Annotated in this window: 15 protein-coding genes and 1 pseudogene; 8 read left to right on the forward strand and 8 right to left on the reverse strand. The window is 66.3% G+C overall.

The features are described 5' to 3' along the window. The first annotated feature begins 8 nt into the window (after window positions 1-8). Window positions 9-5717, forward strand: a complete 5709-nt coding sequence (locus ACNQR1_RS01990) for a CHAT domain-containing protein (RefSeq protein WP_418043681.1) — start codon at window positions 9-11, stop codon at window positions 5715-5717. Window positions 5718-5724: 7 nt separating this feature from the next. Here ACNQR1_RS01990 and ACNQR1_RS01995 read toward each other — a convergent pair whose 3' ends face one another. Continuing rightward, window positions 5725-6699 carry a pirin family protein gene (locus tag ACNQR1_RS01995; protein ID WP_276130889.1) on the reverse strand — a complete coding sequence of 325 codons (975 nt, stop codon included), beginning with the start codon at window positions 6697-6699 and terminating at the stop codon, window positions 5725-5727. An 81-nt stretch (window positions 6700-6780) separates the two neighbouring features. Next, window positions 6781-8462: pseudogene (gene ptsP / locus ACNQR1_RS02000) on the reverse strand (phosphoenolpyruvate--protein phosphotransferase). 102 nt (window positions 8463-8564) lie between these two features. Here ptsP and ACNQR1_RS02005 point away from each other — a divergent pair. The 7 genes from ACNQR1_RS02005 (at window position 8565) to ACNQR1_RS02035 (ending at window position 15969) form a co-directional block, all read left to right on the forward strand. Beyond that, a complete protein-coding gene (locus ACNQR1_RS02005; protein WP_418043683.1) occupies window positions 8565-9332 on the forward strand; it encodes a DeoR/GlpR family DNA-binding transcription regulator in 768 nt (255 codons plus the stop codon). Beyond that, window positions 9329-10297: a 1-phosphofructokinase family hexose kinase gene (locus tag ACNQR1_RS02010; RefSeq protein WP_418043684.1), complete on the forward strand. Its 969-nt coding sequence runs from the start codon at window positions 9329-9331 to the stop codon at window positions 10295-10297. Before ACNQR1_RS02005 ends, ACNQR1_RS02010 begins: the two co-directional genes overlap by 4 nt. Continuing rightward, a complete protein-coding gene (locus ACNQR1_RS02015; RefSeq protein WP_418043686.1) occupies window positions 10294-12318 on the forward strand; it encodes a PTS fructose transporter subunit IIABC in 2025 nt (674 codons plus the stop codon). The genes ACNQR1_RS02010 and ACNQR1_RS02015 overlap by 4 nt, the downstream gene beginning before the upstream one ends. A 9-nt stretch (window positions 12319-12327) precedes the next feature. Beyond that, the gene (locus ACNQR1_RS02020; RefSeq protein ID WP_075922126.1) at window positions 12328-12585 is read left to right on the forward strand and encodes an HPr family phosphocarrier protein; all 258 of its coding nucleotides are present in this window, start codon (window positions 12328-12330) and stop codon (window positions 12583-12585) included. A 252-nt stretch (window positions 12586-12837) separates the two neighbouring features. After that, window positions 12838-14187, forward strand: a complete 1350-nt coding sequence (mycP, locus tag ACNQR1_RS02025; protein ID WP_418043688.1) for a type VII secretion-associated serine protease mycosin — start codon at window positions 12838-12840, stop codon at window positions 14185-14187. After that, window positions 14184-15581: a type VII secretion protein EccE gene (eccE, locus tag ACNQR1_RS02030; protein WP_418043690.1), complete on the forward strand. Its 1398-nt coding sequence runs from the start codon at window positions 14184-14186 to the stop codon at window positions 15579-15581. Before mycP ends, eccE begins: the two co-directional genes overlap by 4 nt. A gap of 49 nt (window positions 15582-15630) precedes the next feature. After that, entirely contained in the window at window positions 15631-15969 is a 339-nt protein-coding gene (locus ACNQR1_RS02035) for a YbaB/EbfC family nucleoid-associated protein (protein ID WP_043368130.1), read from the forward strand. A gap of 157 nt (window positions 15970-16126) precedes the next feature. On the opposite strand, the gene ACNQR1_RS02040 is transcribed toward ACNQR1_RS02035, so the two are convergent. The 6 genes from ACNQR1_RS02040 to ACNQR1_RS02065 all read right to left on the reverse strand — a co-directional run bounded on the left by ACNQR1_RS02040 (window position 16127) and on the right by ACNQR1_RS02065 (window position 25719). Further along, window positions 16127-17689, reverse strand: coding sequence for a PPE domain-containing protein (locus ACNQR1_RS02040; protein WP_418043692.1), 1563 nt, complete (start codon window positions 17687-17689; stop codon window positions 16127-16129). Window positions 17690-17887: 198 nt separating this feature from the next. After that, window positions 17888-20290, reverse strand: coding sequence for a hypothetical protein (locus ACNQR1_RS02045; RefSeq protein ID WP_418043694.1), 2403 nt, complete (start codon window positions 20288-20290; stop codon window positions 17888-17890). Then, complete coding sequence (locus ACNQR1_RS02050) at window positions 20287-21252, reverse strand: hypothetical protein (RefSeq protein ID WP_418043696.1); 966 nt, start codon at window positions 21250-21252, stop codon at window positions 20287-20289. Before ACNQR1_RS02050 ends, ACNQR1_RS02045 begins: the two co-directional genes overlap by 4 nt. 214 nt (window positions 21253-21466) lie before the next feature. Beyond that, the gene (locus tag ACNQR1_RS02055) at window positions 21467-22114 is read right to left on the reverse strand and encodes a hypothetical protein (protein WP_418043698.1); all 648 of its coding nucleotides are present in this window, start codon (window positions 22112-22114) and stop codon (window positions 21467-21469) included. A gap of 642 nt (window positions 22115-22756) precedes the next feature. Then, window positions 22757-24292: a type VII secretion integral membrane protein EccD gene (gene eccD, locus ACNQR1_RS02060; protein WP_418043700.1), complete on the reverse strand. Its 1536-nt coding sequence runs from the start codon at window positions 24290-24292 to the stop codon at window positions 22757-22759. Continuing rightward, complete coding sequence (locus ACNQR1_RS02065; protein WP_418043702.1) at window positions 24289-25719, reverse strand: ESX-1 associated ATP-binding protein EpsI N-terminal domain-containing protein; 1431 nt, start codon at window positions 25717-25719, stop codon at window positions 24289-24291. The genes eccD and ACNQR1_RS02065 overlap by 4 nt, the downstream gene beginning before the upstream one ends. Window position 25720: the final 1 nt, after the last annotated feature.

Below are 25720 nucleotides of genomic sequence, written 5' to 3' on the forward strand. Positions count from 1 at the left end.
TTGAAACGATGACCATCAAGCTGCAAGTTTCCGGTCTCCAAGACACGACCGACACCCATTCGACGCGGGGTGGCATGCCAGGCGTCGAGTCCGAGGTTCCCGGCACCGGGCTGCTCGGCGTGATCGAGGTGGTCGACTCCTACAACCTCTCTCCGTCGGCCCGCGAGCAAAGCCCGAAACCCCAAGGCATCTCGGTCGACGACGACGCCGTACTCGAGATCGAGATCGAGGGCGGGTTCACCACCTGGGTCTCGGCCAAGCGGTATCACGAGGAAGCCCCACTTCTCAGGCCTGAGGCGAGAGTCGGCGACGCAGTGAGCGTCGATTCGCTACCGCGTGTATCCGAGCGGGGCGTCAAAGAGTGGCTGACCACTCGGCTTCGGGTGCTCCGATTGAATCCTGACGCCATCACCGACAAGCTCACCGATCCCACGCAATGGCCGACCGAACTCTTCGATGAAGCGAAGGGCCTCGGAGTCGATCTCCTGGCGAAAGTCCCCGCCTGGTACGCCACCAAAGCGTTGATCCGGATGATCGAGAACAATCTCAGATCCGGTCCCGGCCTGTACAAGTGGGAGGACGCCACAGGTGAGGCCGGGAAGGCAGCTTCCGCACCCGTCGATCTCGAGGGCTTCGACGTCGACAAGCCCCTATTGGTGTTCATCCATGGCACCGCTTCTTCCACTCGCGGCAGCTTCGGTTCCTTCCTCAACACCGAAGCGCAACCACAGTGGCAAGAGTTGCAGCGGTTGTTCGGCGACAACATCTACGCCTTCGAGCACCGCACCTTGAGCGACAGCCCGATCGACAACGCCATCGAACTGCTCACCGCGTTGCCGCGAAATGCCCGGGTCAGCATCGTGTCCCATTCACGCGGCGGACTGGTCGGTGATCTCGTCACGCTGACATCGATCAACACCGAACTGGTCGCGAACTTCAAACGTGGCAATTCCGATCTGGACCTGGCAGATCTGCATGACCGCAGACAACTCGGCCGGCTCGCGGAACTGGTTGCGCAGAAACAGCTTCGGGTGGAACGGTTCGTCCGCTGCGCCTCGCCGTCCCGCGGCACGCTACTGGCGGGTGAGAACATCGACGTCTTCCTGTCTGTGCTCACCAACCTCATCGGTTTCATTCCGGGTATCGGCGGAACGCCGCTCTACGAGGTGATCAAGCGGATCACGCTGGAGATCGTCAAGAACCGGACCCTGCCGTCTCTGGTTCCGGGACTCGAAGCGATGATGCCGCAATCGCCGCTGGTCGCGCTGCTCAACAATCTGACCGATCCCGCGCGCGGCGCGATGGGCGTCATCGCCGGCGATATCCAGGGCGGCAACTGGCTCAAGAAGATCGGGGTGTTCGCCAGCGATCACATCATCTACGAAGGCCGGGACAACGATCTGGTCGTCAACACCGACGCCATGTTCCACGGGGCCCGGCGGACCGCCGCCCGCTATGTATTCGACCAGGGCGCCGACGTCAGCCACTTCAACTACTTCGCCAATCCGAGCACGCGCGGGGCGCTGGTCGAGTGGCTCGCGGCGCCCGCCGACAAGCCTCCGATCATCTTCCGAGACATCGTGGCGAGCGAGCTCGATCCAGTGCCGATGCTGCGGTCGCTGCAGACCCGCGCCAACGCAGACCAGCCGATTGTCTTTGTCCTACCGGGGATCATGGGTTCCCACCTGAACATCGGCGAGCGCGAGGTCTGGATGCGCTACCTCGCGTTGTTGCGCGGCGGGCTCGGCGATCTCGCCGACGTCACCGCGGCGAACGTGCGTCCCGTCTCCCTGGTCGGCGACGGTTATCGCGAGCTGTGCGAGTTCCTGCAGAACACGCACGAGGTCGTCCCGTTCGCCTACGACTGGCGCCGGTCGGTGACCGACGCGGCACATCTGCTGATCGTCGAGCTCGAGAATGCCTTGCGACGAACGCAGCAGCCGGTACGCATCATCGCCCACAGTATGGGCGGGCTTGTGGTGCGCGCGATGATCGCGCAAGCGCCCGACCTGTGGGACCGCATCTGCAAACGCCCCGGCGGGCGCCTGGTGATGCTCGGCACCCCAAACCGCGGCTCGCACGACATCGTCGAATCCTTGCTGGGCACTGCAGCGACCGTCCAAAAGCTCGCGCTGCTGGACCTGACCCACAACACGGCGGAAGTTGTCGACACCATCGCGAAGTTCCCCGGTGTGCTCGAGCTGCTGCCCGACGACGAACGTTTCTTCACGGTGTCGCACTGGCAGGACTACCGGAGCGAACGCCGCAAGTCGGCCATTCCCGGTGAAGCACTGCTGGACGGCGCGCGTGCCACGCGCGACGCCATCAAAGACCAGCTGTCGGGTCTACCCCACGCGGATCGGGTGCACTACGTGGCGGGAACCTCGCCACGCACCGTGAAGGGCGTCGACCACGTCGGCGACCGGATCGTCCTGGAATGTACGACGGAAGGCGACGGTCGGGTCACGTATCTCTCCGGCCGCCTGCCCGGCGTCCGCACCTGGTACATGGATGCGGTGCACGGCGACCTGGCGTCGCACGTTCCGAGCTTCCTCGCGCTCCAGGATCTTCTCGATTCCGGTACCACCTCACGACTCTCGGAGACTCCGCTCAGCGCGGCACGCGGAGGCGCGCAGGACTTCCGGGCCCTGCCCGAACCGGTGCTCTATCCGACCGAGACATCGTTGGCTGCCGACCTCCTGGGAAAGTCCGCGCGCAAGCCGTATCAAGAAGGTGCCCAGCCGAGCTTCCGGGTATCAGTGGTCCACGACGACCTGCGCTACGCGCGCTATCCCATTGTGGTGGGGCACTACGAGGGCGACACCATCATCGGCGCCGAGGCCCAATTGGATGGGCTGCTGCGGGGCGCGCTGACGGAGCGCTACGCGCTCGGCCTCTACCCCGGCGTGTTCGGATCCGTGGCGGTGGTCCTACGCAAGCCGACGGCGCTACAGAAGGCGCTGGCCCTGCCAACCGGGGCGATTGTCGTCGGCCTGGGCAAATGGGGCGACCTCAGTGCGGGCCAACTCTGCGATCTGCTTCGACGCGCCGCGCTCCAGTACGTTCTCGAACGGCGGGACGGTCTGTCCGGGTCGCCGGAGGACGACTCCGCAACGGAGAAGATCGGCTTGTCGGTGCTGCTCGTCGGCGGCAATTCGACCGCCAACATCGCAATAGGGGACTCGGTCGGTGCCATTCTGCGTGCTATCGGCCAGGCCAATCGCGAACTCGCCGAAGGCAATAGCACCCCCCTCACCATCCAGGAAGTCGAGATCGTCGAGCTCTACGCCGACACGGCGATCGAAGCCGCGCATGCGGTCAAGCGCCTGGCTCCGCTGATCGGCAAGGAGCTCGAGACCGAAATCGAGGCGGCTCCCCTGCTGCGGCGCGGCCGGGAGGGCCGTCGGCGCCTGACTGCCTCCGCGGGGCGCCAACACGCCTGGCGCCGGTGGGAGGTCAGCGTCGTGGTGCCGCAGCGCAAGTCCGAACCGGCCTGCCTGCCCAAGCCGCTGGCCGACCGGCTCAAGCGCGCAGTACTCGAATCGGACAACGCAGACCCCGAACTCCTTGCCGCACTGGCGGAATTGGCGATCAGCGCACCGGCCGGCCGGGCTGACACCCACCGTCAGATCAAGTTCCTCACACTGTCGGACCGCGCCCGCGCCGAGGCGACCTCGCAGCAGCGGCAGCCCGAGCTGGTGGACCGGCTGATCAAGGACTCGATCTCCCAAACCCGATTCCGGGCAGACGAATCGCGCGTGCTGTTCGAACTCACGGTTCCCAACGAGCTCAAGTCCGGGCTCGCACAGGTCGACAACCTGGTGCTGGTCTTGGACGCCGAAACCGCCGCCTATCCATGGGAGCTGATGAGCGCGGGCGACAAGGCTCTGTGTCTCGACAAGGCTCTGGTACGGCAGTTGCAGACCTCGAACTACCGCCCACAGATCGGTGCGCGGGCGGGCACGGCAGCCTATGTTGTCGGCGATCCGCTGGTCAGTCCACCGTTCAATCAACTACCCGGCGCGATGGCCGAGGCCAGCGCCGTGTATGACCTACTGCGCGGGAGATTCGACGTCGACAAGCCGGTGACCAAACCGACGGCGCTCGAAGTCCTCGCCGGGCTGTACCGAAAGCCCTACCGCATCGTGCATCTGGCCGGCCACGGCTACTACGAGCCGCCTGCGAGTGCGGACGGCAAGGCCCGCAGTGGGATGGTGCTCGACAATGGCGTGTTTCTCACCGCAGTCGAGGTCGGCCAGATGCAGCAGGTACCGGAATTGGTCTTCCTCAACTGCTGCCACATCGGCCAGACCGGACCTGAGGCACCAGCGCAGACGCCCACTGTCGAGTTCAATCGACTGGCCGCCAGCGTTTCCCGCGAACTGATCGAGATGGGTGTGCGCGCTGTGGTAGCCGCCGGTTGGGCTGTCAAGGATGACGCCGCCAAGGAGTTCGCCCAGAAATTCTACGAATGCATGCTCAGCGGAGAGTCTTTCGGCTTCGCGCTCAAGGCCGCTCGCGGCCACACCCACGAAGAGTTCGGCGACAGCAATACCTGGGGCGCATATCAGGCGTATGGCGATCCGGACTACCGGCTCGATCCCACCGCGACCGGCACGACAGCGGCCGGGCCGGGGCGGGTGGACGTGGCCGAGTTCATCGAAGCGGTGAGCTACGTCGGCCGCAAGCCGGAAGCTGGTTCGGCTCCCGCGATTGCGCCGAGTGAGGCCGCACAACAACTCAACGCACTGGTGAAGGAATGCCCCGCCGACTGGCTTGAGCAGACCGATGTTCAGATGGCGATCGGTTACGCCTATGGCAATCTGCGCCGCTTCGAGGATGCCCGCCGGTACCTGATCGCCGCGCTGGCCGGGGAGGGCGAGACGTCAACGACGACGATGCGCGCCGTTGAACAACTCGCCAATTTCGAGGCACGCATGGCCAACGATCTCGCCGGTAGCGAGCCCGAACGCGCCAAGAAGTTGTACGGAGAGGCCATCGCGCGCCTCGAACGGCTGCTCGAGGTGTCCAAGACGGCAGAGCGGTACAACCTGCTCGGTAGCGCTTACAAGCGTCGTGCCGCCTCAGAACCGACCGCCGGGGCCGCCACGGAAATGCTGCGCCAAGCGTCCTGCCGATACCACCGGGCGCATCTGCTCACCCTGCAGCGTCAATGCCTCGATCCCTACTCGGTGCTGAACTGGTTGACCTTGGCGGCAATCCTGGGTGAAAGCGTGACGGACGCCGATGCGTTGATCGACCGTTGCGAAGCCACCGCACGCGAGCGGTTCTCGATCGACCGCACGTTCTACACGGCAGTCGCGATCGCCGATGCGGCCTTGGTGCGCGCGCTCAGGTCGGGCAGGCTCGGGCGGAACGGCCAAGCCGGACAACAGGAAGTAGCCCGGTTGCTGGCCCGTTTCGAAGAGGTGGTTCAACTGGCTGCGCCTACCGCGAGCAACCTCGATTCGGTCTGTACGCACCTCGACATCACCAGCAGGCTCTTGATCAAGATCCATCCCAACCGCGCCAGCAGCCGGATAACGGTGGCTCACCTCGACGAGCTGCGCCGCAGAATCGGCGGTGATCAGCGCAACGGGCAAAGCCTCGAACCCACGGCAGCCATAGTTCAGACCAACGGATCGACCCCGAAACCGACTGCGAGCCAGCCTAAGCCGCCCAGTCGCAGACAGGGCGGCGTCGGTATTTCGGGGTAGTCGGTGGTCAGCTCAGGGGCCGGTGCGGCATGAGCGCATTCGGCGGGATCTGGCCGAACTTACCCGCCTGGTAGTCCTCCAGCGCCTGGATGAGCTCGGACTTCGAGTTCATCACGAACGGGCCGTAGTGGAAGACCGGTTCCCGAATCGGCTTGCCGCCCAGCAGCAGAACCTCCATCGCGGGCCGGTTCGAGTCCTGGGTTCCCTCGGCCGAGACCGTGATCCGGTCACCGGGGCCCAGGACGGCGAGCTGGCCTTGGTGGATCGGGTGGCCCACCGGGCCGACGCTGCCGCGTCCGCTCAGTACGTACACCAGTGCGTTGAAGTCGCGGTTCCACGGCAGGTTGAGCTGCGCACCCGGTTCGATCGTGGCGTGCGCCATGGTGATCGGGGTGTGCGTGCTGCCCGGGCCCTGCGCACCGTCGATCTCGCCGGCGATGATCCGGACCAAGGCTCCGCCGTCCTGCGAGGACAGCAGCTTGGCGTCGGGACCCTCGATGGCCTGGTAGCGCGGCGTCGCGAACTTGTCCTTCTTGGGCAGGTTCACCCACAGCTGGATGCCGTGGAAGGTGCCGCCGTTCTCGACCAGTTCGGCCGGCGGGGTCTCGATGTGCAGGATGCCGGATCCCGCCGTCATCCACTGGGTGGCGCCGTCGGTGATCAGACCGCCGCCGCCGTGTGAATCCTGATGGGCGAAACGACCGTCGATCATGTAGGTGACGGTTTCGAACCCGCGGTGCGGGTGCCAATCGGTGCCCCGCGGCTCGCCGGGCTGGTACTCCACCTCACCCATCTGATCCATGTGGACGAACGGGTCGAGGTCTGCGGCGCTCACTCCACCGAATGCGCGCACGACGGGGAATCCCTCGCCTTCGTATCCGCGCGGGCCGGTCGTGATCGAGCGGACCGGGCGTTCGGTGTCCGACGCCTGAGCTGCCGCGATGCGGGGCAGGGTCAAGGTGTCTGCGGTGATGGCTGGCATCTCCTACCTCCTGTTTGTGTAAGCCTGATGCCAGCTATAACCGGACTGCGGTCCGATTATTCCCCCGGCGTCTTTACACGGTCAGGACAGCTGGGCCAGCGCAGCCTCGCGGGCTTCCGCAGCTGTCGCCGTGGCCAGCACCGCCTCGGCGGCGGCGCGGCACTGCGGCAGCGTCACCTGCGCGATCCGCGCGCCCACCGCAGCGATGGCCGCCGGAGCCATCGACAACGACGTCACACCCAGGCCCACGAGCACGGCGGCCAACAGCGGATCGGCCGCGGCCTCGCCGCACACTCCGACCGGCTTGTCCACTGCCGCTCCGGCGCGGGCCGCCATCGCCACCAGAGCCAGCACCGCGGGCTGCCACGGGTCGGTGAGAGCGGCCAGGTCGGCCGACATCCGGTCGGCGGCCATCGTGTACTGCGCGAGGTCGTTGGTGCCGATCGACAGGAAGTCGACGTGCTCAAGGATCTTGTCGGCCAGTAGGGCCGCAGCGGGTACCTCGATCATGACTCCCGGCGTGAGCCCGTACGAACGCGCTTTGTCCGCAAGCTTTTCGCTTCCGCCGCGGTGGCGATCATGGGCGCCATCACCCACGGCGGGTTTCCGGTGGCCGTGCCCGCAGCGGCCACCGCCTCGAGCTGGTGCTCGAGCAGGCTGGGATTGCCCTCGGCGATCCGGATGCCGCGCACACCGAGTGCCGGGTTGGCCTCGTCGGGATGACCTGCGAACTTCAATGGCTTGTCCGAGCCGGCGTCGAGGGTGCGGACCACCACTTTCTGTCCGGCGAATGCCGCGAGCACCTCGCCGTAGATGGTCGCCTGTTCCTCGACGGTCGGCTCGGTGTCGCGATTGAGGAAGCACAGCTCGGTGCGGAACAAGCCCACGCCTTCGGCAGGAGTTTCCCGTGCCGTTCGGGCTGCGGCACCGTCCTGGACATTGGCCAGGACGGCGACCGTGTGACCGTCTGCCGTCGCACCCGGGCCGGTCCATTGCCGAGCCGCCAGGGCGTTCCGTTGAGCGGCGGCCACGGCATCAGCAGCGACAGAAGGGTCCGGATCGGTGGTCACCGTCCCAGCGGTGCCATCGAGCAGCACCATGGCACCGGCGGCGACCGAATCCAGCGCGCTCACCGCCACGACGCACGGAATTCCCAGCTGACGGGCGATGATCGCGGTGTGGCTGGTCGGTCCGCCGAGGGTGGTGGCCAGCCCGACCACCAGCTGCGGGTCCAGGCCCGCGGTGTCGGCGGGCGCCAGGTCCTCTGCGAACAGGATCGACGGGACATCCGGGAGCGGCACCCCGGGTTCCGGCAGTCCGGACAGCTCGGCGATGACCCGGTCGCGAATATCCCGCAGATCGGTGACACGTTCGGCCATCAGCCCGCCGAGCTGCGTGAACAGGTCTACAAACTGGTCGACGGCCTCTGTTACCGCGCGGACCGCGGGCGCGCCTGCGGCGATCCGTTTGTCGGCCGCGCCTATCCAGGCCCGATCCTGGGCCAGTGTCGCGGTCGCGGCGAGTACCTCCGAGGCGGCACCCGTGGCGTGCGCGGCCCGGTCTCGCAGCCGGGTGGCGACCTCCGTCACCGCAGCGGCGAAACGCCCCGCCTCGGCCGGCCGGTCCCCCTCATCGATGTCGCCGGCAGCGACCTGGATCTCCGGAAGCCTGCTGACGCGGATCACAGGTGCGTACTGCACACCCGGGACCACCGGAACCCCGCGGAGGACGGTGCGTGATCCAACCGACGATGTAGTGCCCATGTGAGACAGATTACAAGAAAACGTTGACAAGTCAACACAGTCAAGCGTAAAACAACATATATCAACATTCTAGCGGGCTTTAACCCACACATACGGAGGCTCATGTACGCCGAGGAGCGCCAGCAGGCCATCGCCGCGCTGGTCATGAGCAGGGGCCGTGCCTCGGTCGCCGAACTGGCGCAGACATACGACGTCACGACCGAGACAGTCCGCCGCGATCTCGCCGTACTCGACAAGGCCGGCGTCGTGCGCCGCGTACACGGAGGAGCCGTGCCTGCCCGGACCCTGCACCTCGTGGAAGCCGGCGTCGGCGAACGGGACACCACCCGCGCCGCCCAGAAAGATGCCATCGCCGCGGCCGCTGTCGACTTCTTTCCCCTCAGCGGTGCCAGCGTCCTGCTGGACGCCGGGACCACCACAGCCCGCGTCGCCTCGCAGGTGCCTACCGATCGGGAGCTCACCGCGGTGACCAACTCGGTACCGATCGCCGGCCTGCTCGCGACGGTGCCGACCGTCACCCTGCAGCTGCTCGGTGGACGGGTCCGCGGCCTCACCCAAGCCGCGGTCGGCGAGCAGGTGCTGCGCGTACTCGAGACCATGCGGGTGGACATCGCGTTCATCGGCACCAACGCCATCAGCACACGGCACGGATTGTCGACCCCGGACACCGAAGAAGCGGCAGTCAAGCGGGCCATGGTCCAGGCAGCGAACTACGTCGTGGTGGTCGCAGATTCATCGAAGGTCGGTCAGGAGGACTTCGTCAGCTTCGCCCCGATCGACAGTGTCGACACCCTGATCACCGACAGTGAAATCTCCGATGCCGACCGCGCACTGCTCACCGAGCACGGCGTCGAGGTGGTGGTCGCATGATCGTCACTGTCACCCCGAACCCCAGCCTGGACCGCACCGTGACGTTGGGATCGCCGTTGACGCGCGGAGCAGTCCAGCGCGTCGACTCCGTCACCGTCGAACCCGGCGGCAAGGGCATCAACGTGGCCCGAGCCCTCACCCTGGCCGGCGTTGCCGCGGAGGCCGTGTTGCCGGCCGCCGACTCCGATCCGCTCCTGAGCGCTCTCCGGGCGCTTGATGTCCCGTTCACGGGCGTTCCCATTGCGGGGTCCGTCCGCACCAACATCGCGATCACCGAATCCGACGGCACCACAACCAAAATCAATGAACGTGGCGCGGTCGTGGATGCCGACGCGCTCGAGGCGCTGACCCGCTGCGTGCTGGCCAAGGCGCAGGACGCGTCGTGGGTGGCACTGTCCGGGTCGCTGCCGCCCGGGATGCCGGTCGACTGGTACGCGCAGGTGGTCTCGCTGCTGGCGCCACTTGACTGCCGGGTGGCCGTCGATACCTCCGAGGCACCGTTGGCAGCTCTGGCCGCCGCGTTCGACGTATCCGCGCCCGATCTGATCAAGCCCAACGCCGAGGAACTCGCCGACCTCGCCGGAGTTCCGGCTGCTGACCTGGAAGACGCTGCCGCGCAGGGCGATCCGTCGCCTGTGGTGGACGCCGCTCAGGCCCTCGTCTCGCGAGGCGTCGGCGCCGTGCTGGCCACGCTGGGTGCTGCCGGCGCGGTACTGGTCGACGGCACCGGCGCCTGGTTGGCCACGCCACCGCCGATCGTTCCGCGCAGCACCGTCGGTGCGGGCGATGCCTCACTGGCCGGCTACCTGCGGGCCGCCGTCGCCGGTGCCGAAGCCGCACAACGACTGCAGATGGCCGTCGCCTACGGCAGTGCCGCTGCGGCGTTGCCCGGATCGGCGCTGCCCGGCCCCGATCAACTCGACCTCGATGCTGTCCGTACCCACCCCGTGAAGGTGCCACTATGACCCAACCGATCATCACCCCCGGTCTGGTCCTGCTCGATGTCGACGCGGGCGGTGACAAGCAGGCCGTCATCACGCGTCTGGTCAGTGCGCTCGCCCAGGCGGGCCGCACCTCCGACGCCGACGGCCTGGTGGGCGCGGCAATGGCGCGGGAAGCCCAGTCCGCCACCGGTCTGCCCGGCGGAATCGCGATTCCCCACTGCCGCTCCCCTTACGTCGACACCCCGACGATCGGCTTCGCCCGGCTCTCACCCAAGGTCGACTTCGGCGCCCCGGACGGTCCGGCCGATCTGGCGTTTCTGATCGCCGCACCGGAATCCGGCGGGGCCGAACACATGAAGCTGCTGTCGAGCCTGGCCCGGGCGCTGGTCCGCAAGGACTTCGTGGCGTCATTGCGCGAGGCTGCGAGTGACGACGAAGTGGTGACGCTCGTCGACGGCGTCGTCAATCCGGCGCCCGCGCCTGCCCCGGTGCCTGCACCTGTCGCTGAACCCGCCAAGGCCGTCTCGATCGTCGCGATCACGGCCTGCCCCACCGGCATCGCCCACACCTATATGGCTGCCGATGCGCTCAAGCAGGCCGCCGAGACCGCCGGCGTCGACTTGACCGTCGAAACCCAGGGCTCGTCCGGAAGCACGCCGCTGTCCGCGGCGACGATCGCCGCGGCCGATGCCGTCATCTTCGCCACCGACGTCGGGGTCAAGGACAAGCAGCGCTTCGCCGGCAAGCCCGTCGTCGCCTCCGGTGTCAAACGCGCCATCAACGAACCCGGCGCCATGATCTCCGAAGCCATCGGTGCCGCAGGCAATCCCAATGCCCCGCGGGTGGCCGGATCGGCCGATGCCACCGCGGCCCCGGCCACGGCAGGCGATGTGGGCTGGGGTACCCGCATCCGCCAGATCCTGCTCACCGGTGTGAGCTACATGATCCCGTTCGTCGCCGCCGGCGGCCTGCTGATCGCGCTGGGCTTCCTGTTCGCCGGCTACGACATCGGCAACACCGCTGAGGGTCAACCGAGCCCGCTGGCCTACGGGATGAACTCGCTGGGTCATCACATCGCCGTCACCAACACCCTGGCCGACCTGCCGCCCGGTGGCCTGACGCAGTATCTCGGGGCGGTGCTGTTCACCCTGGGCGGGCTGGCCTTCATGTTCCTGGTCCCCGCCCTGGCCGGCTACATCTCGTTCGCGATCGCCGACCGGCCCGGTATCGCACCGGGTTTCACCGCCGGAGCGGTGGCCGTGTTCGTCGGCGGCGGGTTCATCGGCGGCATCGTCGGCGGTCTGATCGCCGGGTTCGCCGCGCAATGGATCAGTTCCTTCAAGGTGCCACAGTGGTTCCGGGGACTGATGCCCGTCGTGGTGATCCCGCTCGGCGCGTCACTGATCGTGGGCCTGTTGATGTTCCTGCTGCTCGGCCGACCGCTGGCCGCGTTGACCACCGGCCTGACCAACTGGCTCAGCGGCATGACCGGAACCTCCGTCGTCATTCTCGGTGTCATCCTCGGGTTGATGATGTGCTTCGACCTCGGTGGCCCGGTCAACAAGGCGGCCTACGCTTTCGCGACCGCCGGCCTCAATGTCGCCGACCCCGCCACACTCCGCATCATGGCCGCGGTGATGGCGGCCGGGATGGTGCCACCGCTCGCGATGGCGCTGGCCTCGACACTGCGGCCCGGGCTGTTCACCGAACCGGAACGCGAGAATGGCCGCGCCGCATGGCTTCTGGGCGCATCATTCATCTCCGAAGGTGCCATCCCGTTCGCCGCGGCTGATCCGCTGCGGGTGATCCCGTCGATGATGCTCGGCGGCGCTGTCACCGGCGGTCTGATCATGGCCTTCGACGTCACGCTCAAAGCACCGCACGGCGGCATCTTCGTGTTCTTCGCGATCGGCAACCTGCTGTGGTTCCTGGTCGCCCTGGCCGCAGGCACCGTCGTCAGCGCCCTGGCGGTCATCACGGCCAAACAGTTAGCCAAATCATCCGTCACCACGCCGGAATCCCCGGCGCTGGCCACCACCTAAGGAGAAAACATGCCCAGCAAGACTGTCACCGTCGGTTCGGCCATCGGCCTGCACGCCCGCCCCGCCGCGATCATCGCCGAGGCTGTGGTCAACGCCGGAGTTCCGGTCACCCTGTCCATGGATGGGGGTGAGCCCGTCGACGCCGGCTCGGCCCTGATGATCATGACGCTGGGTGCCGGCAAAGGGGCTCAGGTGACCGTGGAATCCGACGACGCCGACGCCTTGGCCACCGTGGCCGGGCTGGTGGAGCAGGATCTGGACGCGTAGCTCCCTGTCGCGCACCGGGCGGTAGAACCCGAGGTGGCGCGGCGCCGTCACACCCAAGCCTTGCCACGCGCAGCAGTCACCGCGGGCACAAAGCGTTATCAGCCTCACCTGGGCACCCTTATGATTGCCTGCGTGCAATTAGCCGGACGGCTTGAAGTGAGAAGATGCATTGTCGAGCAGACCGGATTTTGTTTGCTGAAAGTGCGTCAGCACACTGCAGACATGTCCGATGTCCTTGGGGGAGTGTGAGGCGTGCAGCGCTTAGCCGTGATGCTGCTGGCAGTTTTGTTGGCCCTTTTCAGTGCGCCTCCGGCGTTTGCGATCGATCCGCCTGCGATCGACGCCGCAGCCGTTCCACCTGATGAAACCGGTCCGGACCAGCCCACGGAGCAGCGCAAGATCTGCGCCGCGCCGACGGTCATGCCGAATTCGAACTTCGCCGACAAGCCGTGGGCAGCGGACTACCTGAAGCTCTCCGAGGCGCAGAAGTTCGCAACCGGGGCCGGCGTAACTGTCGCGGTGATCGACACCGGGGTCAACGGGTCCCCCAGGGTTCCAGCCGAGCCCGGTGGCGACTTCGTCGACGCCGCAGGCAACGGGATGTCCGACTGCGACGCACATGGGACGCTGACCGCGTCGATCATCGCCGGGCGGCCGTCCCCCACTGACGGATTCGTCGGTGTCGCCCCCGATGCACGACTGATTTCGCTGCGCCAGACGTCCGTCGCGTTCCAGCCCAAGGGTTCGCGTCAGGATCCCAACGACCCGAACACCACCCAGACCGCGGGTTCGATCCGCAGCCTGGCCCGTTCGGTGGTCCACGCGGCCAACCTCGGTGCGCAGGTGATCAACATCAGCGAGGCCGCCTGCTACAAGGTGACCCGCCGGATCGACGAGTCCAGCCTGGGTGCGGCCATCAACTACGCGGTGAACGTCAAGGGCGTGGTGATCGTCGTCGCGGCCGGCAACACCGGCCAGGACTGCACGCAGAACCCGCCGCCGGATCCGTCGCTTCCCGCCGACGCGCGCGGCTGGAAGGGCGTGCAGACGATCGTCAGCCCGGCCTGGTACGACCCGCTGGTACTCACCGTAGGCAGCGTCGGCCAGAACGGTCAGCCGAGCAACTTCTCGATGTCGGGTCCGTGGTTGGGCGCCGCCGCTCCCGGCGAGAATCTCACCGCGCTGGGTTACGAAGGCCAGCCGATCAACGCGACCCCCGGTGAGGACGGCCCGGTGCCGCTCAACGGCACGTCGTTCTCGGCCGCGTTCGTCTCCGGTCTGGCCGCGCTGGTCAAACAGCGCTACCCGGATCTGACCCCGGCCCAGATCATCAACCGGATTACGTCCACCGCACGGCATCCCGGCGGAGGCGTCGACAACTATGTCGGTGCCGGCGTGGTCGATCCGGTGGCCGCACTGACGTGGGAGGTGCCCGAGGGTCCGGCCAAGGCGCCGTTCCGCGTCAAGGAAGTTCCGCCGCCCGTCTACATCCCGCCGCCAGACCGCGGCCCGATCACCGGTGTGGTGGTCGCCGGAGCCGCATTGGCAGTCATCCTCGGGATCGCTGCGATGACCCGACGCGCGTTGCGGCGCCGCCCATGAACTTCTTACGGCGGCATTTCGGTTTCCGCTTCACCACCGGGCACGCCATCTGGGCGGCCACGCTGATCCCCGCGTGCATCGCGGTGTGCCTGCACTTCAAGCTGCTCTGGCTGGGGATCACACTGTCGGTCCTGATCGCGATCTTCTCCGTGCTCACGATTCGCGGCTACCGGCTCACCGGCTGGGTCAGGGCAGTGTTTTCCTGGCGGCGACGCCACCGCAGCACCCCCGATGTGCCGTCGGAGCCTGCGGTCGGGGCGACCGTCATGCCGGGCGATCACGTTGCCGTGCGCTGGCAGGGCGACTACCTGGTCGCGGTGATCGAGCTGATTCCAAGGCCTTTCACCCCGACCGTGATCGTCAACGGCGAGGCCGTCTCGGACGACACCGTCAGCACCAAGTTGGTCGAGAAGCTGCTGCGGGCGCACTGCCCCGACCTGGAGGCCGATGTGGTGTCGGCCGGATATCGCGTCGGCAAGACCGCCCCGGCCAGCCTGGTGGCGCTCTACGAGCAGGTGGTGGGGCCTTACCCGGCGCCGGCGAACCGGCGCACCTGGATCGTGCTGCGCGCCGACCCGGAGCAGACCCGGCGCTCGGCCCAGCGCCGCGACAGCGGGGTGTCCGGATTGGCCCGGTACTTGGTGGCGTCAGCCACCCGGATCGCGGATCAGTTGGCCAGCAACGGAATCGATGCGCGGTGCTCGCGCAGCTTCGACGATTACGACAAGGCCACCGAGATCAGCTTCGAGAAGGAAACCTGGTCGGTGATCAAGGGCCGCAGTACCTTCACCGCGGCCTACAACGCACCCGGCGGCCCGGACGTCTGGTGGTCGGCCCGGGCCGACCACACCACGACGTGCGTGCGGATTCGTCCCGGAGCGGCGCCGACGTCGACCGTGTTGCTGACGACGTTGTCCAATCCGACGACGCCGCGAGGGTTTTCCTGCCTGTACGGCGGGCAGCGGGCCGCCCTTCAGGGGCTCACCCCGGTGACCGACAAGCACTACGATCTGCCGATCGGGTCGGCCGGCGTGCTGGTCGGCGAGACGTCTGACCGCTACCCGGTCTACATGCCGTTCGACAACGTCGACGTCAGCATCAACCTCGGTGACGCCCGGCTGTTCACCCAGTTCGTCATCCGCTCCGCTGCTTCCGGCGCCGTGGTGACCCTCGGGCCGCAGTTCCGTGAATTCGCCACCATGATCAACGGACGCGTCGGCCGTGTGCCGCGCGTCGCGTGGCCCCATGCCACGACCTACCTCGGTCCGCATCAAGGTGTCGGCCGAGTGATCATGCGCCCCAACTTCATTGACACACCACGCCACCGGCAGCTGCCCATCACGCTGATCAATCCGCGTGAGGAGAGCCGCTACCAGATGGCGCTGGAGCAATGACATCAAGCTTCCTGGGAGAGGGGTCCCAGAAAGGTCGGGAGGAATAGTCATGACAGACGAGATGCATCCGCAGGTCGCCGCGGTCTTGCGTCAGGCCCAGCAGCTGCAGTCGCTCATGGATGATCAACTGCACAAGATGAACAGCGAAACGTTCACGGCGGCAGACGAAGCCCAGAGCGTCGAAGTCACGCTCAACGGGCACCACCACCTGATCGACGTGTACATCAAGGACGGATTGCTGCGTCTGGGCGCTCAAGCCGTCGAGCAGCGCCTCAACGAAGCGATCCAGAAGGCAACGGCCGCAGCGACGGCGTCCATCGAAGCCGACCGTGAGCGGCTCGATGCGATGGTCGCGGAGCTGACGGCCGATGGGCCGCAACTGGGCTGAGGCCCACGAAGTTCCTGCAAGTCAGCCCGTCTCGTCCGTGTGGCGAGGCGGGCTGACTCATGTGGCTATGAGTATTGCGGGAACAGCTTGGCGTACAACGAAACTCGCCGACGACACATTGCGTGTCGTCGGCGAGCGTCTGTCTACCGGCGCCGGTCTACTTGCCGTCCTTCGCGTCCTTGCGTGCACGACGACCGATGACCGCCTCGGTGTACGCGCGGTCCTCGACGTAAAGATCCTCGTCCTCCGTGAGGTTCGGGTTGCGGCGCTTCTCCTTGCCCTGGCCGCCCTGACCGTGGCCACCACCCATGCCGCCCATGCCGCCGCCCATACCACCGGCACCAGCGCCACCCGCCATACCTGCGGGTCCGGCACCAGCGCCTCGGGAACCGGACGGCGATGCCGCCACCGTTTCAGCGCCGACGGCGGGCCCGAGCGGTCCGGCGCCCATACCGCCACCACCGCCACCAGTACCGCCACCGCCGCCGCCCGCGCTGGCCGGCTTGAGGCTGGGATCGTCGAGACCGGGCATCTCCGGCATGCCCTCGGTTCCCGTGGGCAGGCCGCCCGTCGACGGGGACCCGCCGCTGGGCGAGCCACCACTCGGCTGGCCACCGCCCTGACCGCCACTCGGTGAACCACCGCTGGGAGAACCGCCCGAGCCTTGACCAGCGGACGGATCAGCGCTGGCCGGCGACATCGACGGTGAGTCAACCGACGGCATCTCGGGAGTGCCGCCTCCGGCACCTCCGCCGCCGGTCCCGCCACCACCGGTCGGCGTGCTGGGACCGCCCGGCGTCTGGTTGCCGGGCTTCGACGGGACCTCGCCGGGATTCACCGCAGGCAGACCACCGATTGACGGCGGCTTACCCGGCCTGATCTGCATGAGGCCGGTGCCATTGGCGTACTCGCGCAGCGCTACTTCTGAGCGTGTCTGGAAGACCGCCCACTGGGCGGCCTTGGCGCCGGGCACGAACGACGACCAGTTCATGCCGTTGAAGGTCTCGACATCCTCCATCGTGGGGTGGTCGCCCACGAGTTTGTCGTGTGCGTCGGCGAACTTCTCCGCCTGCAAGCCCAATCTCTCTGCCTCGTCACCCATGTCCAGCCACCAGCCGTAGAGGCTCTGCATGGAACCCGCGCAGCTCTCAGCGGCGGCGCCTTCCCATTCAGCAGGCGGGCGCGCGAAATTGCTCGCGTGCTCGTGCAGCGATTGCTTGTAGGTCTTCCACTGGTCGCGCAAATACTTGACGGACAGTGCTTGGGTGTCGCCGGAATGAATCGTGCGCGCTGCGCTCTGCCAATCGGTGAAGAAGTCCCAGCTGCCTGCGTCCGGATACGCGAAGCACGGAATGCTGGGCGCCTCCGGGATGCCGCTCATATCCGGGGCGACCGGGCTCCCGCCGGCCGGCGTCTCGCCGTTGCCGCCGTTCATCTGACCATCGAGTGCTGCCTTGCGATCCGCATCGACCTTGTCGTACGCACCGGCGGCGGCACGAAGGGCCCCCGCGAGACGCTGCGCCTCGACATCGCCTGCCGAAAGGGTCGTCGCGAGAGTCTCGACCGACGCATGGAGCTGACTCATCGCAGCTGAGGTGATGTCCAAACCATCTGGGGGATTTGCAGGTCCCGGCCCCTGCGGCCGGGGTGTCGAGATCGACTCGGCTTTTGTCGTCAGCTCCGACGACGTGACTTGAACCTTGTCACCCGGCGCACCCATCGCAACTCTTCCTCCCTACGCCTGCCGATTCCCCGATCGGTACAGACGCGCTAGCGAAACCACAGTTGTCCCCGCGGCCGGCCTGTTGTCACCAACAGTCCGCCCCAACGGTTTCTCGCAAACAATAGTAAGGGCCGGTCTGCCCCCGTGAACTCGCCAATTTGACTGAACGCTGCGGTTCGTTCGTTTAGCCGGTCACTAGCCTCTGCTGCTGACGTCGGCGTCTGCGAGCGCGTCTGCGATCAACTGACCCACGTGCTGCCAGTAGATGAAGTCACTGACAGCACGGCGCTGGTCTTGAGCCTCCACCGCGGTGTGCGCTTCATAGACCGCGTACTCCTGCGCGTGGGCCGCATAGGCCAAGAACGCCTGCAAATGCACCTGGCCACGGTTGGATGCGCTGCTGGCCAACGGCTGCCAGACTTTGTCCCACAGCTCGGGTCGATGATCGGCCGGCGGCGTGGTGTCGGCCGGCGCGGGCGGCAGGATCTTCACCAGATCGGCGTCACTGAATCCCGCCAGCCTCATGCTGATGTCCGGAGCGATGACCTGCAGCCGATCGCGGCCCGCCATCTTGCCCTTGGCCGGGATGTCTTCGGGCGCCAAAACCACTTGGTGCACACCGGAATCGGAATTGGTGAAGTGATGCTCACAGCCGATCACCGCACGCAGCGTCACCTCGTGATGCTGGGCCCAACGCTGCAACGCCACGATCGGGTAGGTGGCCCAGCTGGCGCGGTCAGCGGGCGGGATCGACTCGTCCGCCGAGGCCATCTTCACCTGTGCAGGTAGGTGAACCTCCGCAGGGATGTAGGCCAACCCATAACTGTTGGCCACCACGATCTGCCCATCGGTGGTGAGCGCCGTGATCCAGTAGAAGTTGAAGTCGTCGAGATTGACCATGTCAGGTGCATTGAGCGCCGCGGCGATCGTGCGTGCCAAAGCCAACGGATCCGAACTGCGCTTGGCCGCGTTCTGCGCCGCGTCCCGTTCGGCTCGAGCTGCGGACACCGGAATCGGCGCCACCTGAGCACCACCGGCGACATTCGCCGGCGGGGCAACCGCGGGCGGCGGAGCAGCTGCCGGCGCTACGGGTGCGGCAGGAGGTGGCGTCGGCGGCGGACCCAGCGGCATACCACCCATGCCCATTCCACCACCCATCGAGCCACCCGCCGGTGGAGCCTGCACCGGGGCAGCAGTTGCTTGTGTACCTGCCTGCGACAGCGGCGCCGACGTCGTACTGGCCGGTGTCATTGCATCGCTGGCCGGCACTACGGGCGATGGAGCCAACGGCGGGGGTGCGCCACCAGAAGAAGCGGCATGCACGGGCGTTCCCGCCGAGTCAGCGAAGCCCTGTGAGAAGGCCTGCAGCGGATCGGTCGGCGCACCACCGATCGGCGCCTGTCCCGCTGCCTTTGACGGATCTATCCCGGCGCCTGGACTGGCCGCAGAGGAGGACGGTGACCCGGCGCTGGGCAGGCTGCTCGCCGCGCTAGACAAAGGGCTAGCGCTTGGGGCACTCGGCGCCGACGGGACAGACGGAGTTACTGGGGTTGTAGGTGATTGGCGCCCGGGAGTGGGCTGGGCGGGAGTTGGCAAGACAGTCGCGGGCGTGTCAGGAAGAGTTTCAGCCTTAGTGGGCAAACCAACCTGAGCCGCCCCAGGAGCCGCAGGCTCAGCATCTGCTGGCCTGTCAGGAGGCGTCTCAGCCTTAGTAGGCAAACCAACCTGAGCCGCCCCAGGAGCCGCATCCTTAACAACTGCTGGCGTCTCAGGAGGCGTCTCAGCCTTGGAAAACAAGCTCGCCTTGTCCGACCCTGGATCCGCATCCTCAGCGGCTGGCGCACCCGCCCCAGATCCGGATTCTCCTTGAGTTGGACCGCTCGCCGGCGATGCCGACGACGATCCACCTGCACCTGAGGTGCTACCAGCGGATGGTGCCGATTCTGATCCTTCGGTGCCGTTGTCAAGAGGTGCGGCGGCATGAGTTTCAGACGGCGGAGATCCGTCCTCCTCGATTTTTCCGCTCAGGCTTTCCGCGAGGCTGTCAAGGAACTGCTTGTTAGCGAGGTATGCCTGCTCGGCCATCTTCTTGGCGGCATTCTCGGCGTCTTTCTTGTCCGTATCGTTTTCGTAGTCTTTACTTAGTAAATCACTAATTGCGTTGTGGGTGAGCCAGATAAAATCAGCGATCGCTTTTTTCGCATTTCTGGTTGTCGACCACGCATTAGCGCACCATTCAATCGCGGCGGCAAGTTGGTTTTCGATCTCTTGCATTGCCTTGCTGTGTTGCTCGGATTTAGTCGACGCGGCCGATGCACTACCACCAACCCATACGAACAGCCCATTAAAGATTGCCGCGTGGACGGCATCCCAATTCACACGGGCTTGAGTAACCGTCGATTTTATACCGCTGAGCATTTCCTTGCGCTGATCGAACACTGACTCATCGAACTCTGGCCAGGCACCCGGACCTGCCATGATATCTAGGTACTCGTCACCGCCTGGCTTTGCAATTTGTCCACCCAGCAGGGCAACGAGATCTGTAATATCGTCCAGCATCACCGGTCCGGTGAGCGTGGGACGAGCGACGGTGCTCATGACGACTCAGCTTTACATGCCCAATAGATCGCATTTGCTAGACGTGTCGACGCTGACGCGAGGTAGCTAGAGTTCACCGAATACGTGGGTATCGTCTCAATGTACGCGCGCAAGTACTGCGCAGTGACTACTGAGAAATCTTCCCAGACTGCATTCCCGCTCTTTCGACCCATGCGTTCCACATCATCGGCATAAGCGGTCATCACCGGCCCTACCGCGTCCATTACCGATTTCTGGTCTGGCGTCCATTCTGTCGCCGGTATCTTTGAATCGATGCCGCGCCAGTCCTTCGTGTCATTGTCGAAACGCTCAGCGGCGGTTATCCAGTCAGCGCAGACGCCGTTATCGCCATTGAGAAATCGTTCCGGCGCCGTGGCCGCCTCCCGATTAAACGTTTGTACTTCCGACGGCGGCGATGGGACCGGCACAAGGGGAGCGGTCTGCTGGGCTGCACGGTAGTGGATGGCATCGCATATTCTGTTCAGCGCACTAAAGAATTGATTGGAGGCACCAACAATATTATCGTCTCCTGTTGAGTACCTCGGAATCAAATCGATAACCGCCTGAGCGTAGGCAATGTACTGACCGTAAAGCTCGCGCATTACCCGGTGCGGAGTCTGCTTCGCGAGGTTTGACGATTTCTTGATTGCGTCCGCTAACGCGACACTCTTCTTTTCAAATACCGACTTCTGCTCAGGCGTCCATTCCGTCGCCGGAATCGAATAATCCTGTTTGTTCCAATCAGGGGCCGCCGTATCGATATCGTGCGCGATCTTTACCCACGCTTCACAAGTGGGTTCTTCAATTATGATGTTCGCAGGCCCGGTATCGTTGGCACTGGCGAATTCGGACCCATTGGCGGTATTGGCCTGCTGACCGTTGCCGCCTCCTGAGTCTGTGCGCAGTACCAGAACGGTGCCGACAATGCTGACGGCGATGATGGCGACCAGCGCGAGACCCACCAAGATCCACTTCCCCTTGCCGCCCTTGGGGTTAGGAGGCGGCTGGGCACCCCACGCCTGCTGCGACCACGGCCCGCCGGGCGGCCCGTATGGCGGCTGTGCGCCCGGTGGTGGCCCGCCCCACTGCGGCCCACCACCCCCGGTCGGTTGCGCACCGTACGGCCCCTGGGGAGGAAGAGTCATCAACACACCTTCACATCAAAAGAACTGTTGGTCACAACAACACTGAAGGATCAACCGGCGGTCGGCGCGGCGGCTGGGCCGGCGCGGCCTCTGCCTTCGGCCCAGGGGCCGCTGCCTCGGCCGATGGCCCAGCGGCTGGAGCTCGCTGCGTGCCACCGTCGGGAGCCGCAGCGCCCTCACGCTGCTCATGGTCTTTCCGCTCAGCCCGGTCGTCGCGGTCTTCGTCGCTGGCAGGGCCTTCTTGCTTCGCACCAGACCCCAACGCGCCAGGGCCGCCCGCCCCCCCGGGGCCTTCCGCGCCACCACCGCCTTGGCCGAGCCCGCCACCCATTTGGCCGAGCTGCTGCACGCTCTGCATGATCGTCTGCGGAATCTGGCCCAGCTGTTGAGCCATCTGCATCGGCACCTGGCCCAGCTGTTGAGCCATCTGCATCGGCATCTGCATGAGCTGACCGAACTGGCCCATCGCATCCATGCCGCCACCGCCGCCGCTCGACGAACCGAATTTCGAATCGAACTCCGCCAACCGGGCATTGACATCAGCGTGGGCCTGCTGGTCGGTCTTCTCATAGCGGTCAGCGGCCGTGCCGATGTTGGTTGCCGTCGTGCGCGCATCGCTTCTGGCCGTCGGCATCGTGTCGTGCAGCGACGACTCCACGTCATTCGTGCGGTTGGTCAACGCCTGCGCCAACCGATCTGTGCCCAACGAAGGAAACGCACTCGGCGGATCCGGAAGCGCGTCAGCCGCATCTCTAAAGCCCAGGGCACCCGCCCTCAGCTCGGCAATATTGACCCGCAACTCACCAGTCACCACATACCCCCATCAACTAGTCACGAGGAGACCTGACTGCCGGGCCGACCAGCAGCATGGCCCCGGGAACACGAGCCACAGTTACGGCCGCCAAACACGAGTTCCCAGCAGCGACCGTTGACAGTCCCCTCTACCAGTGGTTGAGGAAAATGCTACCCGAGCTCAGGACACGCCGAACGCACAACTTCTAGCTGCTCAGCCGCGACTCGCACCGCACGTCATCTATCTGCCCGGCCCGTCAGACCGTCCGGCAGCTGTTCGGGCATCTCGGTCACGGATGCACTGACCATTCGCAACCACGGGCTGCAGAACTGCCATTGCCGAGTTGACCCATCGACTCCTGCGGTACGCCGATCCCGCGTGGGCCCGGGTTCGTAAAAGTTCCGCACGCGATGCACAAGCTCACGGGTGGAATGACTGGGTGTCACGTCGTGGCGCAGGGATACGTGCTCACCCCAACGCAACACGCTGTTCTAACCGGCGAGGCCGGTCCCCGGGACCGGTAAACCGTCAGTGCAACCGCAGGTTTCGCAGCAGGTCGTACACACCGGCGATCCACAGCAGCAGCGGAATGACCGCAGCGATGGCTGCGCCGTCGGCCAGCTCGAGGATCCGCTTGGTCACCGGCGACACCCGGCGCACGCCGTCGGTCGCACCCACCGCGATCACCGCGACCAGTCCCAGCGCCGTGTAGATCGCCAGCACCAGCCAGGCATTGCCCGGATTCCACAGACACAGCCGCACCATCACCCCGGTGGGCACGGCGACCGCCGCCGCGAGCAGTGCCCAGGAGCACCACCGCTCGGCGTACAGCCGGGACCGGAAGCCACAGATCACGGCCACCAGGCCGGCGACGAGCATGCTGTGCACGAAGAAATGTCCCTGCACCACAACCGCAATCGCACCCACCGACAGCACCAGCGAGCCGGCCGACAGGAATCCGATCAACAGCTGGCGGGTGAGCAGGCTGCGTTCTTGCAGTCGCGCAGCCGATTCCGGCACCGAGGCGATGATCGCCTTCCACGTGGGTGACGCCTCGTCGACCTCGTCCGGTGTGATCACCGGATCGAGCAGCTCATCGTTGGACACCGTCTCACCGGGCGCCGGGATCGGCGGCAGGGCGATACGGGCAACAGCGACAGTGAGTTTGGCGGCGTTGGTCACCACGATCAGGCCGAACGCGATCGCACCGGCCGGCACCCAGAAACCCCCGCCGTACCCGACGGCGATCGCGGAACCGGTGATGGCGATCGCCAATATCGCGACGAACGAGGCCACATCGGCGCGACGGCGCGGTCCGCCGCGGGTCGCCAACGTCAACAACAACACCACCGCGCCCGCACCGGCAAGCTGCGGCGCGCCAAGCGAATCCGCGTCATAGGGCAACGGCACGGCCAGCGCCGCAGCACCGCCCAGCACGATCGTCGCGCCCAGCAGCAGGCTCTCGGACAGGTCCAGGTTGTCGTAGCGACTCTGGGCGGCGAAGCTGCCACCGAGCAGGCCCAGGCCGAACAGTCCCAGCGCTATCGCCCACCACCAGCCTTGACCGGCGCCACTCGAGGACACCAACGACATCACCGTGACGGCCGTGGCCACCACCGGGATGGCCACGCCGACAAAGCGATTCAGAGCGGTCCGGTCGAAGATCGGTGATTCGTCGAGCACGGCGATCGCGTCGATCACGTCCTCGACCAACGGGCGGTACCGCTCGGTACGGCTGACCGAGACGAGCGTCAGCAAGGAACCGTCGACCACCCCGGCATCGTCGAGGGATTCGTCGGCCTTCAACGGCGGCGCACCCGGGCGGGCGAACGCCCACATACCCTGCTCGGAGAAGTCGAACCCCGCGAGGGTGTCCTTCGGAGTGTCCTCGAGCAATTCGCCCAGCACACTCACGGTTTCGTCGATGTAGGTCTCGATCGGCGCGGTGGCCGGCAACACCAGATCGGTCATCCGTTTGCCGGTCAGGATGGTGACCCGGGTGGTGGACGGCCTACTGGACGTCGCGCCGCTGGTCGTGCCTGCGGCGGCTGCGGTCGCGGTCAACGCCGTTCAAGCCTGTCGAAATCGTCGGACAGGGCAGCGGCCAGCTCGGTGATCCGTCGCTGGAACGTATCGCTGAGCAGCTCGAGCTGAATCTCGGTGCCCGCGGCGACGTGCTTGTCCCAGGGCAGCACGATGACCCGGCCCGGAGGGACGTGGCGCTCGAACTGCTGCACCAGATCCTCGACGTCGACGTTGGGCTTGCCCGGCGTGACGTGGTTGATGACGACGCAGGACCGGCCGAGCAGATCTTGATATCCGTTCTGGCGCAACCAGTCCATCGTGATGGCGGCCTGCCGGGCCCCGTCGATCGAGGCGCTGGCCACGATCACCATGCCGGACACCGTGGACAGCACGCCGCGGGACGCCTTCTGGAACAGGCCTGCGCCGCAGTCGGCGAGGACCAGGTTGTAGTAGCGCGACACCACGGCGGTGGCGCCCTTCCAGTCATCGTCGTTGAATTCGCGCTGGGCGCCGCTGTAGTCCTCGGAGGAGAGCACCTCGAGGTTCGACCCGTTCATGCTCGTGTAGGCACGAATGTCGTTGTAGCGGGACAGTTCCTGGTCGGCGAGCAGATCGGAGATCGTCGCCGCGGACTGCCGGCCGGCCCGGTCGGCCAGGTTGCCGCCGTCCGGATCGGCGTCGATCGCCAGGATGCGGTCGCCGCGGACCTTGGCCATCGCCGACCCCAGCGCGACGGTGACGGCGGTCTTGCCGACGCCGCCCTTCAGTCCGAATACGCCGATCTGGTAGGAGTCGCGGGCATTGCGCCGGATCCGGCCGTGCAATTCGAGTTCGTAGACCTCATCGGGCGACAGGCCCAGGTTGATCCGGGTCGTGAGGTACAGCCAGTGCCGCCATCCGCGCTGCGACGGCATCTTCACACCGGTCTTCACCCCGACGTGCGACAGCGCGTCGATCGCGCGGTGGTTACCCATCGAGGCGGCCGAGGTGGGGCCGGGCGCGGCTGGGGTCGGGATCGCCTGTCCCGCCCGCCACTGGCCACTGACCTCGGGATCGAGGTCGGCGAACTGTGACGGCGCCGGGCCGGGCGCGACGCGCGCGGCCGGGCCGGGCATGGTGCGGGGCTGCTCGTGGCGTGCGCCCGCGCCGAACTGCTGTTGCTGCGGGGCCCGCAGCATAGAGTTCTGCGGCCACTGCGGAGCGCTCGCCGGCGGCTGCGGCATCGGCGCAGGCATCTGCGGCGTGGTCTCCGCGTGCCGCGGCTGCGGAGCAGCCTGAGTCTGAGTGGTTGCCGAGGGGGCCACGGGCACGTCCGTGGAACTGGATTCCCCAACCGGGACCGGCGGCGGAGGCGACGCGGCTGCGGCGGCCTTCAGAATGGCATCTCTGTCCACGATGGCGGTGGCATCGTCGACCGGTTTACCCGGTTCAGACGAGTGGAAGAGCCGGTCATAGTCGGCCGACATG

Origin of the sequence: Mycobacterium sp. 48b (assembly GCF_048282725.1) — a bacterium.
Taxonomy (GTDB): Bacteria; Actinomycetota; Actinomycetes; order Mycobacteriales; family Mycobacteriaceae; genus Mycobacterium.

Excerpts from the sequence above, each read along its gene's own strand:
- ACNQR1_RS02065 (WP_418043702.1), bottom strand. The coding sequence starts at position 25,719 with ATGTCGGCCGACTATGACCGGCTCTTCCACTCGTCTGAACCGGGTAAA.
- ACNQR1_RS02040 (WP_418043692.1), bottom strand. The coding sequence starts at position 17,689 with ATGGGTGCGCCGGGTGACAAGGTTCAAGTCACGTCGTCGGAGCTGACG.
- ACNQR1_RS02005 (WP_418043683.1), top strand. The coding sequence starts at position 8,565 with ATGTACGCCGAGGAGCGCCAGCAGGCCATCGCCGCGCTGGTCATGAGC.
- ACNQR1_RS01990 (WP_418043681.1), top strand. The coding sequence starts at position 9 with ATGACCATCAAGCTGCAAGTTTCCGGTCTCCAAGACACGACCGACACC.
- ACNQR1_RS02015 (WP_418043686.1), top strand. The coding sequence starts at position 10,294 with ATGACCCAACCGATCATCACCCCCGGTCTGGTCCTGCTCGATGTCGAC.
- ACNQR1_RS02035 (WP_043368130.1), top strand. The coding sequence starts at position 15,631 with ATGACAGACGAGATGCATCCGCAGGTCGCCGCGGTCTTGCGTCAGGCC.
- eccE (WP_418043690.1), top strand. The coding sequence starts at position 14,184 with ATGAACTTCTTACGGCGGCATTTCGGTTTCCGCTTCACCACCGGGCAC.
- ACNQR1_RS02020 (WP_075922126.1), top strand. The coding sequence starts at position 12,328 with ATGCCCAGCAAGACTGTCACCGTCGGTTCGGCCATCGGCCTGCACGCC.
- ACNQR1_RS01995 (WP_276130889.1), bottom strand. The coding sequence starts at position 6,699 with ATGCCAGCCATCACCGCAGACACCTTGACCCTGCCCCGCATCGCGGCA.
- ACNQR1_RS02045 (WP_418043694.1), bottom strand. The coding sequence starts at position 20,290 with ATGAGCACCGTCGCTCGTCCCACGCTCACCGGACCGGTGATGCTGGAC.
- ACNQR1_RS02010 (WP_418043684.1), top strand. The coding sequence starts at position 9,329 with ATGATCGTCACTGTCACCCCGAACCCCAGCCTGGACCGCACCGTGACG.